The sequence below is a fragment of the Psychrobacillus sp. L3 genome, assembly GCF_042945595.1.
Lineage (GTDB): Bacteria > Bacillota > Bacilli > Bacillales_A > Planococcaceae > Psychrobacillus.
Genome location: NZ_CP168493.1, coordinates 3,010,743 through 3,026,406, shown reverse-complemented (window position 1 = coordinate 3,026,406; position 15,664 = coordinate 3,010,743). Strand labels below are relative to the sequence as shown.

The following is a 15,664-nucleotide window of genomic DNA, read 5'->3' as shown; positions in this document are numbered from 1 at the left end:
TAACTGATTGGCAGAATAGGTAGAAAAGAAGATTGAAATAAATCCTGTTAATAGGAGAGAAATCCATGCCAAATCAGTTTCACCATTTAGCAAGAGCGGTCTTTACTCAAAAAAATAAAGTATTACTTGCACAAGCAATAGGACATACAAATACATTTTTGCCAGGTGAACATATTGAATTTGGTGAAAGTGCAAAAGATGCACTGATGAGAGAGATCGAAGAAGAACTGGGTATTGAATGTGAGGTGGTAAGTTTTCTTGGACTAGTAGAACATAAGTGGGAGAAAAAAGGTATATTAAACTGCGAAATAAACCAAGTTTTTGAAATTAAAAGCGACCAATTAAATACAAGTAATAATCCAAAATCAAACGAACCTCATCTAAAGTTTTTCTGGTGTAATGGAGATGAATTGGATTTTAAAAACTTACAGCCATACCCATTTAGTGCTCTAATAAAAAACTATTTAGAAGGAAATAAAGATGTTTGGTGGGAGAGTACATTAAACTCAGAAATTGATGATTCAAACAGAAATTAGATTTTTCATCTACAACTTTCTTAAACAAGAGGGAAAGAGCAATGATGAATCAACAGCTTCTAATTGTTCCAACTTGCAGGATAGCATCATTTTAAAAAAATGTAGTCTAAGGGGAGCGAAAATTATGGGATACATAGAAGGATTAAGGCAAATAGTTGGTCATAGACATTTAATATTGTAGGTGCTGTTACTGTTATTATCGATGAAATGGGAAGGTTATTACTGCAACAACGAAAGTTTCCAAATGGTTATTGGGGAATTACTGGAGGGTTAATGGAATTAGGAGAATCTACCGAAGATGTTGCCAGAAGGGAAATATTTGAAGAGACTGGTTTACAAGTTGATAAACTAAGCTTAATAAATGTTTATTCTGGACCTCAGAACTACATAAAAGCAGAAAATGGCGATGAATTTTATATAGTTACAGTTGCTTATTATACGGATGGTTTCGAAGGAGAATTAAACATTGATGAGTCTGAATCAATAAAATTTGAGTTCTTTTACCCAAATGAATTGCCAAAGAATATTGTTAAAAGCCATAAAGTTATTTTAGATGAATTTTTGGCTAAACATTATTCAAAAGAAGTTCAAGTAAATAAATAAACTTGTCTACAAAATGTGGAAATGTTTTTTACAGAGTGGCAAGATTAATTCAATAGTGTTGTTATTAAAAACAGGGGATTTCCCTGTTTTTTGTTGTTAAGAAATTTTTATAAAATTTAAGCCAAATACTGAACAATTTTGTCTAATGGGTGTAAGGCAAAAAGGAAAGAGGGTGTATTTTAATTAATAGACTAGTAAAAAAAGCTCAAAAAGGTGATGATAAAGCCTTTTTAAAGCTCTTCCTAAAATATGAACAGGATATCTATCGAATGGCTTATGTATATGTTAAAAATAAAGAAGATGCATTAGATATTGTTCAGGAAGTAGCATATCGTTCGTTTAAAAAAATACATACATTACAAAAACCAGAGTTTTTTAAGACATGGTTGATCAAAATTGCCATTAGTTGTGCTATTGATTGTTTAAGAAAAAATAAAAATGTAGTTCAACTAAAACCAGATTATGAAGGTTATATAGCTTCAAATGTTGAAGATATTCCCCTTTCACTATTCCTACATCAATTGTTAGATGAATTAAATGAAGATGAAAAAAGTATTGTCATTTTAAAATTCTATGAGGGTTATTCATTTAAAGAAATAGCGGATATGCTAAATATTCCATTAGGAACATCCAAATCAATATTGTATCGTTCATTAGATAAACTTCGTATACAAGCTAAGGGGGCTGGTATTTATGAATAACAAAATACAGCAAGAATTAGATAGAATTGAAATCCCTAAAGAATTACGCGAACGTTCAAAGCTCGGTATAAAAATAGCAAAATATGAGCTACCAAAAAGAAAATATAAAAAAGCCATTATTATTCCACTTGTAGCATCAATATTTCTTGTCTTTTCAGTCGGAGTAGGTGCAGCTTCGATACCAAGTTTCAATAACCTAATATCTATTGTGAGTCCAAAAATAGCATTATTGCTTCACCCTATTGAAAATACAAGTGAAGATGCTGGTATAAGAATGGAAGTAGTCGCTGCTATGAATGACGATGAAATGGCAGTCATTTACGTTACCATGAAAGATTTGACTGGAAATAGAATCGACGAAACTCTTGATCTCTATGATTATTCATTTACAGGAGCTCATATGTTTAACAGCCAAATTGTAGATTACGATGAACTTACTGGAACAGCCACCTTACGAATTCAAGGAAATGGAAGTAATAACCTTAACGATAAAAAAGTAAATTTTCATATCGATTCCTTTCTAAGTCATAAACAAATATTTGATGAAGTGAAGGTACCTGCAAATCTTGTAGAGATAAAAAACAAAATACCCGAAACGATGCGATTAGATATGACCCACATATCAGGCGTGGGTGGGAAGTTAATGGATGAATTAATAGAACAAGAAACAATACAAATTTTAAAACCAGATAAGATGACACTCTTTCTTCCGAAAATCGAGTTTTTTCATGTATCCAATATAGGGTTTATCGATAATCGTCTACATGTACAAGTAAAATGGACAGGAGATGATATGGATAGTCATGGATACTTCTATTTTATCGATAACTCTGGAAATAAAACTAACTCCTCTAGTATTTCTTTTGGAATTGATGAGTTAGGTAATGCAACATATGGCAATGAGTATACTGATTTTATCTTTGATATAGATCATGTGAATCTAAATGAGCAAACACTACTTGGGCATTTTGTATCTAATGGCAATTACACAGTAGGCAACTGGAACACTACATTTAAAGTGCAGTCTGTTGATGAAGAAAAACATGTGGTCTTTAATAAGGATTTTGGAACGTGGAAAGCAAATCGTATTTCTATTTCGCCATTAGGAGTTACTATAGACGGAAATGGCGAAATAAATAATTCAAGTCAAATAGAAGTAATTGCAAAAATGAACGACGGAAGCGTTAAAATATTGGATTCTTTCTTTATTTTTAGTGAAAATAAAAAGGTAAAGGTAAAATTCATACCTTCTTTACCTTTAGATATTTCAAAGATTGAGTCACTTGATATTGACGGTACAAAAATAGATTTTTAATACCTAGTGTAAAGTATGAATTTGTAAATGAAACTGTATCTTTATAGATAATATAGATTTAATATTGGCGTTTCTGCTATTAGCAGAGACGCTTTGTATTACCGTTTGTTTAACTGTCAAGAAACTGTAATTTTGATGTATGAAGAATTAATTAGAACAGTAAATTAAATGAGTTTTTTTAAAGAATGGAATAGTACAAGTTATTTTTTGAAAAAGGAATAATTTTCATACTTATAGAATATATGAGAGAAGACTTCTGGGATTTGAAGAGCTATTTAGATGTTATTTCCATATGGAGAAATGAGTCAGCGCTATTGTGTATAAAAAGGAGATGGAGCTATTGAAGAAGAAATACAATCTACTTTTCATATTAGGAATTGTAGTTGGTGTTCCAATAATGAATGGAATACTAATATGGCTAGGGATACCTACTTATGACCATTTACTTGAAATAACTCTAGGAAAACCGAACACGCTAAATAGAGTGATAGCAATTCTAGTAACAGGAGCACTCATTTATTTAATCTATTTAATTCCTTTTGGCATATTTAAACGAAAGAAAAAATCAATTTGAGTGGCGAGTCTAAAATAGTAGGTAGAGTAATTCGCAACAACTGATTATAATGGGGGAAAATGTGAGAGTATTACTCAGTTTAATTTTTTTTATAATGTTCACTTTGGTTGGTTGTGCCTTGAAAACAGAAACACTTCCCGAATTTTATGAGAAAGATCTTGATGATGTAACAAAAATAGTCATAGTAGATGGGAGTACGGGATATAAAAAAATAATGATAGATAAAGTGATAATACAGGAATTTTTAAGTGAAATAAAAGATATAAACTTTATTCCAGAAGAAAATCAAGAACAAAGAGAGGGATGGCGTTATTCAATTACTCTTTTCCAAGATGATGAACAAACTTTCCAATTTGGGATTACACATGTAAATAAAAATTACTATTATACAGAACCAGATATGCTTCCAATTGTTGATAAATTTTATGAAAACCTTGATGTTCAAGAGGAATAATTCTTTCGTTTAATAAAAGATGACATCCTTTCATACAACCTCATCGAATAATGAACGACCAATAAGAAAAGGGGGAAAGGTATTGAAGTTGAGAGTATTATTTTTTGCAACAGTACTATCCATATTTTTTATTGTTGGTTGTTCGAGCAAACAAGAAATTGGGAATACGAATAGTACAGATAGTTATGAAAATATTAGAGAGATTGCTTGGAACTTTCTTGTAGAAAATGATTGGACTGAAAGAGCAATAGTAAACTGGAAAACGGCGGAAGTAGAGAAGATTATTGCTCGTAATAACTATGCATTCTTAGATGAGAATTATGATGGCAAAGACGTATTAGCAGTTTCTTTTGAAGATAAAGGAAAATTTGTAGTGGGTCCTCCTGTAATACTTGTTGACCCCGATACGAATGAAGTAATTGGCTATATCCTAGCCGAATAATAAACTATTATGAAGTGAACAGTAGATTTTACTGTCGATAATACAAATGATGGTTGGTTAATGCTACCGATACTCTACCTAACAGAAAGTATATGAAATTGACTTTTGTGTACGTTCTAGGTGCAGATGGATTCTAGTAGGGTGCCTATTAGTGATGCCATTTCTAACACTTGACCTTGATTGTTTTTAACTTTTCTTGGCCAATGTATGCATGAACCAGTGGGTAGATAATTAAAGTAGGTGGGATCTGAAAAAATAGATAGCATCTTTTGATAAAGAAGTGCTGAGCGGACGAAATTGTATCTTCGTCCGCTTTTAAAAGAATAGGAATGGATTTATTCTCTCATTAACCAAAACAAATGCATTATGTCTTTACATATTTCAAGAAGGCGACGAACAAACATCCGCCACAAGATTACCGAAAAAAGTGGATTGAGAAGTGACGCAGTCACTTCTCAATCCACAAAAATTCCCCTGGTAATATAGTGTAGCCACTGTTTCGTCCAAAGCACTCTGGAAATAGTAAAGACGAGATGCACTTAAATGGCGCTTGTGCTTTTCTTATTTTCTACCTTCTATCCTCCGCAATAATCAATTCTCCCGTAATCGGATGTGCAAACTGTACTTTAAATGCGTGAAGTTCATAAGTTTTGGTTGGTGATTTTTTCGCTCCGTATAAGTCGTCTCCAACAATTGGATGACCTAGATGGGCAAAATGTACACGAATCTGATGGGTACGTCCTGTTTCTAGAATTGCATGTACTTTTGTAAAATCAGGATTTCTTCCTACAACTTCATAGTGGGTAATTGCAAGTTGACCTGATGGAGATACTCTTTTTCTTGTTGCATGGTGTCGATCCACACCAATGGCAGCTCGAATGGTGCCATTGTTATTTTTTACTTGGCCTTCGACAATCGCTTCATAGGTGCGGACGATTTCTTTGTTTTCTAGCATGCGGTCAAGCATCCCTTTAACGATAGGATTTTTCGCCACAACGATTAGCCCTTTTGTCCCTTCATCTATTCGATGCACATGCTCTCCATAGGCTTGTCCCTTACTAGATAAGTAATGATGAACCGTATTCATGAATGTGTGGTTTTGGCCTACTTCATTTGGATGTGTTGCAGCACCACGTGGTTTTGATGCGATTAGTAAATACTCATCTTCATACGCAACATAAAGAGGTATTTGATCGGAAGAAAGATAATTCGAAGCATCGCCTTCCCATGTAAAAACTAATATATCCCCTTTTTGAAGTGGTGCTTTCCATTGTAATAGTTCACCATTTACATCACTGACTGCTTTTTGCATACGTAAATCATGGATAAGTTTTTTACCAAGCTTCCATTTTTGTTGAAGAATTATATCAATTGTTAGTGCATCCTCTTGTACTGTATAACGAAATGTATGTATCATTTTTTTCTCTCCCTTTAAAAAAGGTCATGTCATTTTGACACGACCGTTTTGATTATTTTAACACTACTTGATCAAAAAAAGCTTGAATTTCATCATCTGGATGAGAACCAAACAATCTAGCTACTTCTTTTCCGTCTTTAAAATAAACCAGTGTCGGTGTAGCCTCTATGGAATAATCATCCCAGCCTTGTTCATATTCAAGTAAATTATATTTTACAATTTCAACCCCATTTTTCTTTGCAAGTGGAGTTAATCTAGGAGTCATTTCTTGACAGTGAATGCATTCTGGACTAAAAAAGTAGACTGTAACTGGTTCGCCACTAGCAATTTTTTTCTTTAGTTTATCGGGCATGATAATGTTTTGGTAGTTTGGATCTTTTAGTAAATCAATAGTAGATTGTTTTAAATTGGTCTTATCGTAAGGGTTGTCCGCTAATTTTGTTTTGTTTGATTGGTTCGTTAATACGATAATTAATATAAAAACAACAACGATTATTCCACCAAATGCAGCTAATCTCTTCATACTACTTTTTCCTCCTTTATACTTCTTAAAACCAATACACTACTAATAATGATTAAAATGAATGCTATAAGAGCTAAAAATGGTATCGTAATAAATCCTAAATAATTTATGTAGTCACTAGTACAAGGTACTCTACCACAAGCAGGTGCGGAATCTTGCATAAAACTTATTTTTTGAATGCTATAGTGATACGCGGATATACAACCTCCGATAATAGAAAAAATGAGCGTAGTAACTGCAACTTTCGCATTTTTTTGTGCATATGCAACACCTAAGATTATGACTAGAGGATACATGAGAATACGCTGATACCAACATAATTCACATGGTTCATACTGTCGTATTTCTGAAAAGTATAAGGAACCAAGTGTAGCAGTTAAAGCCACAGACCACATAAATAACAATAGATTTTCCACTTTTTTTGTCATAGGATGCCCCTTTAAAATACTTTGAACTCAAATCAAAGTATAAGGGTTCTTTAAAAGTATGTAAAATATTTTATCTGTTCAGTAAAGAGAGATATAATAGAAGATACTTAACTATAGAGGAGCGATTAGAATGTCCGAAGAATTTGATCTATCCCAATTTGAAAAAAGTATGATTATAAGACAAACGTCTTTTGCAGATATAGAATCCATTTTAGAAATCCAACGTCTTTGTTTCCCTGGAATGGATCCATGGGAAGTAGCGCACTTACGTAGTCACTTAACTATTTTTCCAGAAGGACAATTAGTTGCAGAACTAGATGGCAAAGTGATTGGTTCTTGTTCGAGTTTGATTATTAACTTTGATGAGTACGATGATCGCCATTCTTGGTCAGATGTAACGGATGCTGGCTATATTACAAACCATAATCCTGACGGGTATAACTTATATGGCATCGAAGTAATGGTGCATCCGAATTATCGTAGAATGAAGGTAGGGCAACGTCTATATGAAGGAAGAAAAGATATTGCCAGACAGTTCAATTTAAAATCGATCATAATTGGTGGGCGTATTCCAAACTTTCATAAACATTCACAGGAAATGTCGCCAAGAGAATATGTGACGGCTGTATCAAGACATAAATTATATGATCCAGTACTTACATTTCAGTTAATGAACGGATTTACATTGATGCGTATCAACCCAAACTATTTGCCAGACGATAAGGCATCCGTTAAATACGCTACATTGATGGAATGGAATAATGTTGATTATATCCCACTTTCAAAGCGTCATTTTAAAACGAGCTATCCAGTTCGGATTTGTGCAGTACAGTATATGATGCGTAAAATTAATTCGTTTGAAGAATTTGCAAACCAATGTGAGTACTTTGTAGATGTAGCTTCAGATGCACAATCCGATTTCGTTGTGTTTCCCGAAATTTTTACAACGCAATTAATGTCATTTTTAGATGAACCTTCACCAAGTCAAGCTGTTCGTAAGTTAACGGAATATACACCGCAATATATGGAGTTATTTTCCGATTTAGCTGTGCGTTATAATATTAATATTATTGCGGGGTCCCACTTTGTGGAAGAAGAAAATGAAGAAATCTATAATATTGCATATTTATTTCACCGTGATGGTTCTATTGACAAGCAGTATAAAATCCATATTACACCGAATGAACGTAAATGGTGGGGAATTAGTGCGGGGGATTCTGTAAAAGTATTTGATACAGATTGCGGAAAAATTGCTATTCAAATTTGTTATGATATAGAATTTCCTGAACTTGCTCGGATTGCAACGGATATGGGTGCGAATATTATTTTCACTCCATTTTGTACGGAAGATCGTCAAGGATACTTACGTGTTCGTTACTGTGCACAAGCTCGAGCAGTTGAAAATCAAATTTATACGGTCATCTCTGGTACAGTAGGAAACTTGCCGCAAACGGAGAATATGGATATTCAATACGCACAGTCTGCTATTTTTGCACCTTCTGATTTTGAATTTGCACGGGATGGAATTGTTGGCGAAACAGAACCTAATTTAGAAATGGTGTTAATCGGGGATGTCGATTTAGAAATTTTAAGACGTCAACGTCAAGATGGGACAGTTAAGCATTTGAAAGATCGCCGCCATGACGTATATGAGATTGATTATAAAAAGTAAGGAATGGGGTTTCATGAAATGTCATATAAACAGTTATTCGAACAATGGAATAGCTTTTCTGAATTAGAGCCTATTTGGAAAGAGAATCTTCAGCTATTAGCAAAAGATGAGAAACAATTAGAGGATGCATTTCACCGTGATTTGGAGTTTGGAACTGGTGGAATGCGCGGGGAAATTGGAGCAGGAACGAATCGTATGAATACATATACGATTCGTAAAGCTACCTCCGGATTAGCTGGATATATACAAGCAGCTGGAGCGGATGCGATGAATCGGGGAGTAGTCATTGCATATGATAGTCGCAGATTTTCTCCAGAGTTTGCAAGAGAAGCGGCTAATACACTCGCTTCAAATGGCATAAAAGCTTATTTATATAGCGAGCCTAGAACGACACCTCAGTTGTCTTATTCGGTTCGAAAACTACATGCATTCATGGGGATTGTGATTACGGCAAGCCATAATCCTCCTGAATACAATGGATATAAAGTATATGGAGAAGACGGTGCCCAGTTAAATTTGAAGGATGCAGATGCTGTCATTCAATATGTCAATCAAGCTGGAGATGCGCTGTTAATCAAACAAAACGCTATTGACGAAACCTTAATTATTCATTTAGATGAAGAATTAGATAAAGCTTATATGAATGAATTGAAAACAGTGCAAGAAAATCCATCCCTTGCTGCAACTACCGAATTAAAAGTAGTATTTACTCCACTACACGGGGCATCTGGTCATACTGTCAGCCGCATATTAAGTGAGTGCGGATATAAACATATCCATTATGTAGCAGAACAAATGGAGCCAAATGGTGAATTCCCTACAGTGAAATCTCCAAACCCGGAAGAACATAGTGCTTTTGAATATGCGATTCATTATGGTGAAAAATACGATGCCGACATTCTAGTTGCTGCAGATCCTGATGGAGACCGTGTAGGACTAGCAGTGAAAACAGAAGAAGGATATAAACTTTTAACAGGCAATCAAACAGGTGCCATTTTAATCGAATATTTATTGACACAAAGAAAAGAAAAGGGCACAATGCCTGCAAAAGGTCGTGTTTTTAAAACGATTGTGACCTCTGATTTAGGAAGAGTGATTGCGGAGTATCACGGTGCAAGTACAGAAGATGTATTGACAGGATTTAAATTTATTGGTGAAAAGATTAAGCAATATGAGGAAACGAAAGAATTTGAGTTTTTATTTGGCTACGAAGAAAGCTATGGCTATTTAGTAAAAAGTTTTGCTAGGGATAAAGATGCGATACAAAGTATACTAGCAATAATCGAAGCTGCTGCTTACTATAAAGGGCAAGGTTTGACTCTAGTAGATGTATTACATACCTTATACGAAAGACATGGCTATTATTTAGAAGGGCTAGTATCTGTCACGAAAAAAGGGGTAAGTGGGTCGAATTCGATTAATAGCTTACTAGAACAAATTCGTATGAATCAGTTAACCGAAATTGCTGGGGTTGCGGTGCAATCACATGAGGATTATTTAACTTCATTACGAACGTTTACAGACGGTCGAGAAGCGGAGCCGCTTTTATTGCCAAAATCGAATGTAATCAAATACTTCCTAGCCGATGGTTCATGGGTATGTGTAAGACCAAGTGGAACGGAGCCTAAGATTAAATATTATTTTGGAGTGACAAGTGAGTCCGAGACAGAAAGCATTGAAAAACTAGAAGCATTGAAACATGCATTTACTGATGAGATGAATCGGTACTTAAAAGAATAAATCATGAAATCCGGGAAAGTACTACTTGTGCTTTTCCGGATTTTTTTCAGTCAAAAGTATGATGCTTAGTTTTTACAGTCATGTAACAATAAATGATAAGATGAAATACATAGGCAACAAGTACATGGAGGAGTTTAACATGCAGTCAAATGAACTCTCAAACATAGGATTACTGAAAGAAATTGCAGAGTTTCTAAATGAAGAAACAGATATGGAACAAATGCTACAAGGAGCACTTCAAAAGCTTTTAGAAGGTACTCTCTTTGAGACAGGCTGGATTTTCTTTATTGATAAAAAAGGAAAGCAACAGCTTATTGCACATGACAAATTACCAAATGCACTAAAGCGGAATGAGTGCATGCATTTGCAAAAAGGTGGATGCTGGTGTGTTTCCAGATTTCAAAACGGTGAACTAAAGAAGGCATCTAATATTATTGAGTGTAAACGAATTGTCAATGCAAGAAAGAAGAACAATGAAGACACAAATGACATCACACATCATGCAACCGTTCCTTTACAATCTGGACAAGAAAGTTTTGGTCTTTTGAATGTTGCTACACCAAATACAATTCGATTTTCAGAAGGTGAACTTGCATTACTCGAGTCTGTTGCCTTTCAAATTGGATCTGCTATTAAGCGAATATACTTGACGAAACAGGAGCAGCAAGTAGCGCTTGTGCAAGAAAGAAATCGTTTAGCACGTGACTTGCATGATTCCGTCAATCAATTATTATTTTCGGTCACTTTAACTGCACGTGGCGGAGTGGAAATGACGGAACAACAAGAAATAAAAGACACATTTAAAGAAATACAATATTTAACGCAAGATGCTTTAACTGAAATGCGCGCACTTATTTGGCAGCTTCGTCCGAAGGGGTTGGAAACTGGAATAATGGAAGGCATAAAAGGTTACGGCGATATATTAGGATTAACACTTACTGTCAATGTGAAAGGTGTCATAAACTTACCAGCAAGTATGGAAGAAACTTTATTTCGTATTACACAGGAAGCATTGAACAATATTCGTAAACACGCTGGTGTGTTAAAGGCGGAGCTCTATTTAACGGTTACCCTTACAGATGTATTGTTAGTGATAAAAGACGAAGGTTGTGGATTTCATATAAACGAATCGAAGAAATTGCCTTCTATTGGTTTACAAAGTATGCGAGACCGAGCATATTCCGTTGGAGGAACAGTTGATTGGGTGACGGGATGGAATAAAGGAACGGAAATTTTAGTGCGTTTACCTTACTAGGAGGGAATTACATGATACGAGTATTAATTGCTGACGATCATCATGTTGTAAGAAGAGGATTAATGTTCTTTTTAAAGACCCAAAAAGATATGGACATTATTGGAGAAGCGAAAAATGGTAGAGAAGCAGTAGAATTAACTGAGATCCTTAAGCCAGACGTTGTGTTAATGGATTTAGTGATGCCAGAAATGGATGGCATCCAAGCAACGAAGCATATAAAAGCAAAACATCCAGAAATTCAAATATTAATGCTTACAAGTTTTTCTGATCGGGATCATGTCATACCAGCACTGAAAGCTGGAGCAGCAGGGTATCAATTAAAAGACATTGAACCAGATGATTTGGCAGAAGCTATCCGTAAATTAATGCGTGGGGAAAATACATTACATCCTGATGCAACAACACAACTGCAAAAGAAATATGAACCAGTGGAATTATTGCCACATGAAGAATATTCTTTAACACCAAGAGAACAAGATGTGTTGTCAGAACTTACAAAAGGAAAAAGTAATCGAGAAATAGCATCCTCTTTGTTCGTAACAGAAAAAACAGTGAAAACACATATATCGAATATATTTGCTAAGCTTCAAGTACAAGATCGAACCCAAGCTGCTCTGTATGCTGTGAAACATGGATTAACAGAACCAAGTGGACAATAAGAAACACGGTGCACCGCAAAATTGTTGCAATGCACCGTGTTTTTTACCTTGGAAAATGGAGAATCGATCAATCACAGAAAATCATTTGCTTACTCAATCACCTTTTCCCACTTCATAGCTCCAATCACCCTCGCAACATTTTTAGGAATAAGAAAACGACTCCCAAATTGGGAGTCGCTAACTGTTATTGTTCGTTTAATGAATCTTCCTCTAAGTTTTCATCAGAAGGAGCAATTTTTATTATTTCTAGGTATTGAATATGATGACCATCAATATCTTTCACCATAAATTCAAAGCCTTGTTCAATTATCTTCTCACCTTTAACGGCATCATAGCTTTTTGTCATAAACCAACCGCCAATTGTATCAATGTCTTCTTCGTCAATGTTAATGTCAAGAAGGTTATTTACATTTTCGATCAACATTTTTGCATCGACAATATAATGGTTTTCTCCGATTTTTTGAACTTCCGGAAGTTCATCTGTATCAAATTCGTCGCGAATATCACCGACAATTTCTTCAATAATATCTTCTATTGTAACAAGACCAGAAGTACCACCATATTCGTCCATTAAGACAGCCATATGAATTCTTTCCCGTTGAATTTTAAGTAATAAATCAGCGATCGGCATCGTTTCAATTACACGAATAATCGGTTGCATATAATCACTTACTGGTGTTGTAGCATTTTCAGGATTTTTTATATAAGCAGTTAATAAGTTTTTCATATTCACAAGTCCAATAATGTGATCCTTATCACCATCTGTTATTGGGTACCTTGTATATTGTTCCACACCTATTAGTTCAAATACTTCATTTAATGTAAAATCTTTATCAATCGAAATAATTTCAGTTCTAGGAACCATTATTTCTTTTGCAAGTCGATCGTCAAATTCAAAGATCTTATTTACATATTTATATTCCGCTTGGTTGATTTCTCCACCTTTAAAACTCTCGGAAAGTATCATGCGGAGCTCTTCCTCTGAATGGGCTACTTCCGATTCGGAAACCGATTTTAAACCAAATACACGAACAGCTAAGAAACGTGCAGAGCCGTTCATCCCTCTAATAACTGGATACATTATATGATCAAAGATAATTAAAGGTTTGGCAACAGCTAGTGCTATTTCTTCGGCTTTTTGAATAGCAAATGTTTTTGGAGTTAATTCTCCAACTACTACATGTATAAAGGTTACGAGTGAAAATGCAATGATAAATGAGAGTACAGAGATAACACTCTCTGGAAGAACAAAAAACTCAAAAACTGGATGCAATAATGCTTCTATGGTCGGTTCACCAAGCCACCCTAATCCTAAAGCAGTAATTGTGATACCGAGCTGACAAGCAGATAAATATTCATCCAAATTGGAAACAAGTTTTTTTGCATTTAATGCATTTTTGTTTCCTTCAGCAACAAGCTGATCAATTCTAGTCGTTCTTACTTTAACAATTGCAAATTCACTAGCAACGAAAAATGCAGTGAACGCGATTAAGACAGCAAATGCTGTCAATCGTATGGCTATGTCCAAATAATTACTTTGTTCCTAACCCAAATGGGGGGTAGAACAAAGTGTACACCTCCTGTTTTCTAAAAAATAGTTTATAGTTTTAATAATAAAATAATGCAAAGTAAAATACAAATCTTTCTACTTACAATGGGTATATTTACATTACAACTCTATATACAATGAAATTTACATAAACTTAAAAATCAATTTGCTAGTTTTATAGGATAATAAAAGAAATAATTTCGGGGGATAAATAATTGAAAAACAACTATGTTGAAATAATGAAAGTAGCAATAAAGCTTGGATTAACATCATTTGGGGGCCCTTCTGCTCATATTGGCTATTTTCGAGAAGAATATGTGCAAAAACGAAAATGGTTAGACGATAAATTATATGCGGAAATAGTTGCGCTATGTCAGTTTTTACCTGGACCTGCATCCTCTCAAGTAGGAATTTCGATTGGTTTATTAAGAGGAGGATTATTAGGGGGCATCGTTTCTTGGTTAGGTTTTACAATGCCATCTGTTATTATTCTTCTGCTATTTGCAATGTTTGTAAGTTCTACTGGTTCGTTTGATAGTGGTTGGATTCAAGGACTGAAAATTGCCGCTGTTGCCGTTGTTGCTCATGCATTAGTAGGAATGCAGAAGTCACTTGCTCCTGACCGTACAAGAATTTCCATTGCTATGGTTTGTGCCATATGCACATTTCTCATTCCTACAGCTATTGGACAAATTGGGATTATTATTGCTGCAGGTCTGTTTGGTAATTTTTATTTTAAAAATGAAGTAGTGAGGACTCCTTTAAAGATGCCACTTACGGTCGGTAAAAAGACTGGAATTATTAGTTGGATTTTATTATTTACCTTACTTATTTTATTGCCAGTTTTCAAGCCATTTGTCCAATCTGTTTATTACTCATTATTTGATACATATTTTCGTGTTGGTTCTATTGTATTCGGTGGTGGTCATGTTGTTTTACCAATGCTACAGAGAGAAGTGGATGTTTCACCACAGATATTTCTTGCTGGGTATGGTGTAGCTCAAGCAGTTCCCGGACCCCTTTTCACAATCGCAGGATTTTTAGGACAAGTTACAGCTGGTCCTATGGGTGCTTTCGTTGCTGTCATTGCGATGTTTTTACCCTCTTTTTTACTAGTAATCGGAACTTTACCTTTCTGGTCTATGATACGTGCTAAAAAGGGAATTCAAGGAGCGTTAAAAGGAGTAAACTCTGCAGTAGTAGGAATACTACTTGCAGCATTATATGATCCAGTTTTCACAAGTACCGTGAAAAATCCAATCGATTTTGTTATAGTACTGATAACATTTACTCTACTTAACGTGTATAAATGGACACCTTTTAAAGTAGTATTAATAAGTGCACTTCTTGGAGTAGCGCTACATATAATTTAACAATAAAGTGGCAATTCTAAATCCTTCAGAGGATGCAATAGACTTTTCGAGCAAGCTTCTTAAAAATCTTGGCGCAATACACTAAGGAGAATTTTAAATTATTCCTTTTTTCAAAAAGTATTGACAATGGAAATTTCCATGTGCTAATGTTAAGGGACACTAAATAAATTGGAAATGGAGGTATGAAAAATGATTCGTTTAAAAGATATGACAAACAACTTAATAAATTTTTCATACCTACCATTTGACGTAAAATGATTGTGGAGTAGACATTTTTAGAAATGACTTTGTCTATTTTAAAGCACATTACCGCAATATGGGTAATGTGCTTTTTTGTGTTTATTTACTTCCAAAATTTGGTGTTATTTCTAGGTGAAGGAGTGTTGAGTATGATTATTCAGCGAACAAGACAAATTTTATTAA

General features: G+C 34.6%; 16 protein-coding genes. 12 read left to right on the top strand and 4 right to left on the bottom strand.

Annotated features, from left to right (window positions below; all coding sequences use genetic code 11):
• Positions 1-65 precede the first annotated feature (65 nt).
• From ACEPXD_RS15090 to ACEPXD_RS15060, 7 genes are all read left to right on the top strand, one after another.
• Entirely contained in the window at positions 66-536 is a 471-nt protein-coding gene (locus tag ACEPXD_RS15090; protein ID WP_391117243.1) for an NUDIX domain-containing protein, read from the top strand.
• A gap of 207 nt (positions 537-743) precedes the next feature.
• On the top strand, positions 744-1,139 hold the full coding sequence (locus ACEPXD_RS15085) for an NUDIX hydrolase (protein ID WP_391117241.1): 396 nt from the start codon (positions 744-746) through the stop codon (positions 1,137-1,139).
• Positions 1,140-1,321: 182 nt separating this feature from the next.
• Positions 1,322-1,840 carry an RNA polymerase sigma factor gene (locus ACEPXD_RS15080; RefSeq protein WP_391123282.1) on the top strand — a complete coding sequence of 173 codons (519 nt, stop codon included), beginning with the start codon at positions 1,322-1,324 and terminating at the stop codon, positions 1,838-1,840.
• Positions 1,833-3,155, top strand: a complete 1,323-nt coding sequence (locus ACEPXD_RS15075; RefSeq protein ID WP_391117239.1) for a hypothetical protein — start codon at positions 1,833-1,835, stop codon at positions 3,153-3,155. The genes ACEPXD_RS15080 and ACEPXD_RS15075 overlap by 8 nt, the downstream gene beginning before the upstream one ends.
• A gap of 340 nt (positions 3,156-3,495) precedes the next feature.
• Positions 3,496-3,729, top strand: a complete 234-nt coding sequence (locus ACEPXD_RS15070; protein ID WP_391117237.1) for a hypothetical protein — start codon at positions 3,496-3,498, stop codon at positions 3,727-3,729.
• Between the two features lie 49 nt (positions 3,730-3,778).
• Positions 3,779-4,183, top strand: coding sequence for a hypothetical protein (locus ACEPXD_RS15065; RefSeq protein WP_391117235.1), 405 nt, complete (start codon positions 3,779-3,781; stop codon positions 4,181-4,183).
• A gap of 82 nt (positions 4,184-4,265) precedes the next feature.
• A complete protein-coding gene (locus ACEPXD_RS15060) occupies positions 4,266-4,625 on the top strand; it encodes a hypothetical protein (RefSeq protein ID WP_391117234.1) in 360 nt (119 codons plus the stop codon).
• Positions 4,626-5,193: 568 nt separating this feature from the next.
• Here the strand turns inward: ACEPXD_RS15060 and ACEPXD_RS15055 are convergent.
• The 3 genes from ACEPXD_RS15055 to ACEPXD_RS15045 are packed head-to-tail and all read right to left on the bottom strand — an operon-like array spanning position 5,194 to position 6,993.
• Positions 5,194-6,042, bottom strand: coding sequence for an RluA family pseudouridine synthase (locus tag ACEPXD_RS15055; RefSeq protein WP_391117232.1), 849 nt, complete (start codon positions 6,040-6,042; stop codon positions 5,194-5,196).
• Between the two features lie 52 nt (positions 6,043-6,094).
• The gene (locus ACEPXD_RS15050) at positions 6,095-6,565 is read right to left on the bottom strand and encodes a thioredoxin family protein (RefSeq protein ID WP_391117230.1); all 471 of its coding nucleotides are present in this window, start codon (positions 6,563-6,565) and stop codon (positions 6,095-6,097) included.
• The gene (locus tag ACEPXD_RS15045) at positions 6,562-6,993 is read right to left on the bottom strand and encodes a disulfide oxidoreductase (RefSeq protein WP_391117228.1); all 432 of its coding nucleotides are present in this window, start codon (positions 6,991-6,993) and stop codon (positions 6,562-6,564) included. The genes ACEPXD_RS15050 and ACEPXD_RS15045 overlap by 4 nt, the downstream gene beginning before the upstream one ends.
• 130 nt (positions 6,994-7,123) lie before the next feature.
• On the opposite strand from ACEPXD_RS15045, the gene ACEPXD_RS15040 reads away from it, so the two are divergent.
• From ACEPXD_RS15040 to ACEPXD_RS15025, 4 genes are all read left to right on the top strand, one after another.
• Entirely contained in the window at positions 7,124-8,665 is a 1,542-nt protein-coding gene (locus ACEPXD_RS15040) for a carbon-nitrogen hydrolase family protein (RefSeq protein WP_151701031.1), read from the top strand.
• 18 nt (positions 8,666-8,683) lie between these two features.
• Complete coding sequence (locus ACEPXD_RS15035) at positions 8,684-10,405, top strand: phospho-sugar mutase (RefSeq protein ID WP_391117226.1); 1,722 nt, start codon at positions 8,684-8,686, stop codon at positions 10,403-10,405.
• Between the two features lie 139 nt (positions 10,406-10,544).
• Positions 10,545-11,660: a GAF domain-containing sensor histidine kinase gene (locus ACEPXD_RS15030; RefSeq protein WP_391117224.1), complete on the top strand. Its 1,116-nt coding sequence runs from the start codon at positions 10,545-10,547 to the stop codon at positions 11,658-11,660.
• 11 nt (positions 11,661-11,671) lie between these two features.
• Complete coding sequence (locus tag ACEPXD_RS15025) at positions 11,672-12,319, top strand: response regulator (RefSeq protein ID WP_391117223.1); 648 nt, start codon at positions 11,672-11,674, stop codon at positions 12,317-12,319.
• Between the two features lie 184 nt (positions 12,320-12,503).
• Here the strand turns inward: ACEPXD_RS15025 and ACEPXD_RS15020 are convergent, their stop codons facing one another.
• Positions 12,504-13,829, bottom strand: a complete 1,326-nt coding sequence (locus ACEPXD_RS15020) for a hemolysin family protein (protein WP_391117221.1) — start codon at positions 13,827-13,829, stop codon at positions 12,504-12,506.
• A gap of 278 nt (positions 13,830-14,107) precedes the next feature.
• Between ACEPXD_RS15020 and chrA the strand changes: the two genes are divergently transcribed.
• Positions 14,108-15,241 carry a chromate efflux transporter gene (gene chrA / locus ACEPXD_RS15015; RefSeq protein ID WP_391123279.1) on the top strand — a complete coding sequence of 378 codons (1,134 nt, stop codon included), beginning with the start codon at positions 14,108-14,110 and terminating at the stop codon, positions 15,239-15,241.
• Positions 15,242-15,664: the final 423 nt, after the last annotated feature.

What these genes read in the sequence shown, in the direction of transcription:
- ACEPXD_RS15090 (WP_391117243.1), top strand. Translation starts at nt 66, where the DNA reads ATGCCAAATCAGTTTCACCATTTAGCAAGAGCGGTCTTTACTCAAAAA.
- ACEPXD_RS15085 (WP_391117241.1), top strand. Translation starts at nt 744, where the DNA reads ATGGGAAGGTTATTACTGCAACAACGAAAGTTTCCAAATGGTTATTGG.
- ACEPXD_RS15075 (WP_391117239.1), top strand. Translation starts at nt 1,833, where the DNA reads ATGAATAACAAAATACAGCAAGAATTAGATAGAATTGAAATCCCTAAA.
- ACEPXD_RS15065 (WP_391117235.1), top strand. Translation starts at nt 3,779, where the DNA reads ATGGGGGAAAATGTGAGAGTATTACTCAGTTTAATTTTTTTTATAATG.
- ACEPXD_RS15055 (WP_391117232.1), bottom strand. Translation starts at nt 6,042, where the DNA reads ATGATACATACATTTCGTTATACAGTACAAGAGGATGCACTAACAATT.
- ACEPXD_RS15050 (WP_391117230.1), bottom strand. Translation starts at nt 6,565, where the DNA reads ATGAAGAGATTAGCTGCATTTGGTGGAATAATCGTTGTTGTTTTTATA.
- ACEPXD_RS15045 (WP_391117228.1), bottom strand. Translation starts at nt 6,993, where the DNA reads ATGACAAAAAAAGTGGAAAATCTATTGTTATTTATGTGGTCTGTGGCT.
- ACEPXD_RS15040 (WP_151701031.1), top strand. Translation starts at nt 7,124, where the DNA reads ATGTCCGAAGAATTTGATCTATCCCAATTTGAAAAAAGTATGATTATA.
- ACEPXD_RS15035 (WP_391117226.1), top strand. Translation starts at nt 8,684, where the DNA reads ATGTCATATAAACAGTTATTCGAACAATGGAATAGCTTTTCTGAATTA.
- ACEPXD_RS15030 (WP_391117224.1), top strand. Translation starts at nt 10,545, where the DNA reads ATGCAGTCAAATGAACTCTCAAACATAGGATTACTGAAAGAAATTGCA.
- ACEPXD_RS15025 (WP_391117223.1), top strand. Translation starts at nt 11,672, where the DNA reads ATGATACGAGTATTAATTGCTGACGATCATCATGTTGTAAGAAGAGGA.
- chrA (WP_391123279.1), top strand. Translation starts at nt 14,108, where the DNA reads ATGAAAGTAGCAATAAAGCTTGGATTAACATCATTTGGGGGCCCTTCT.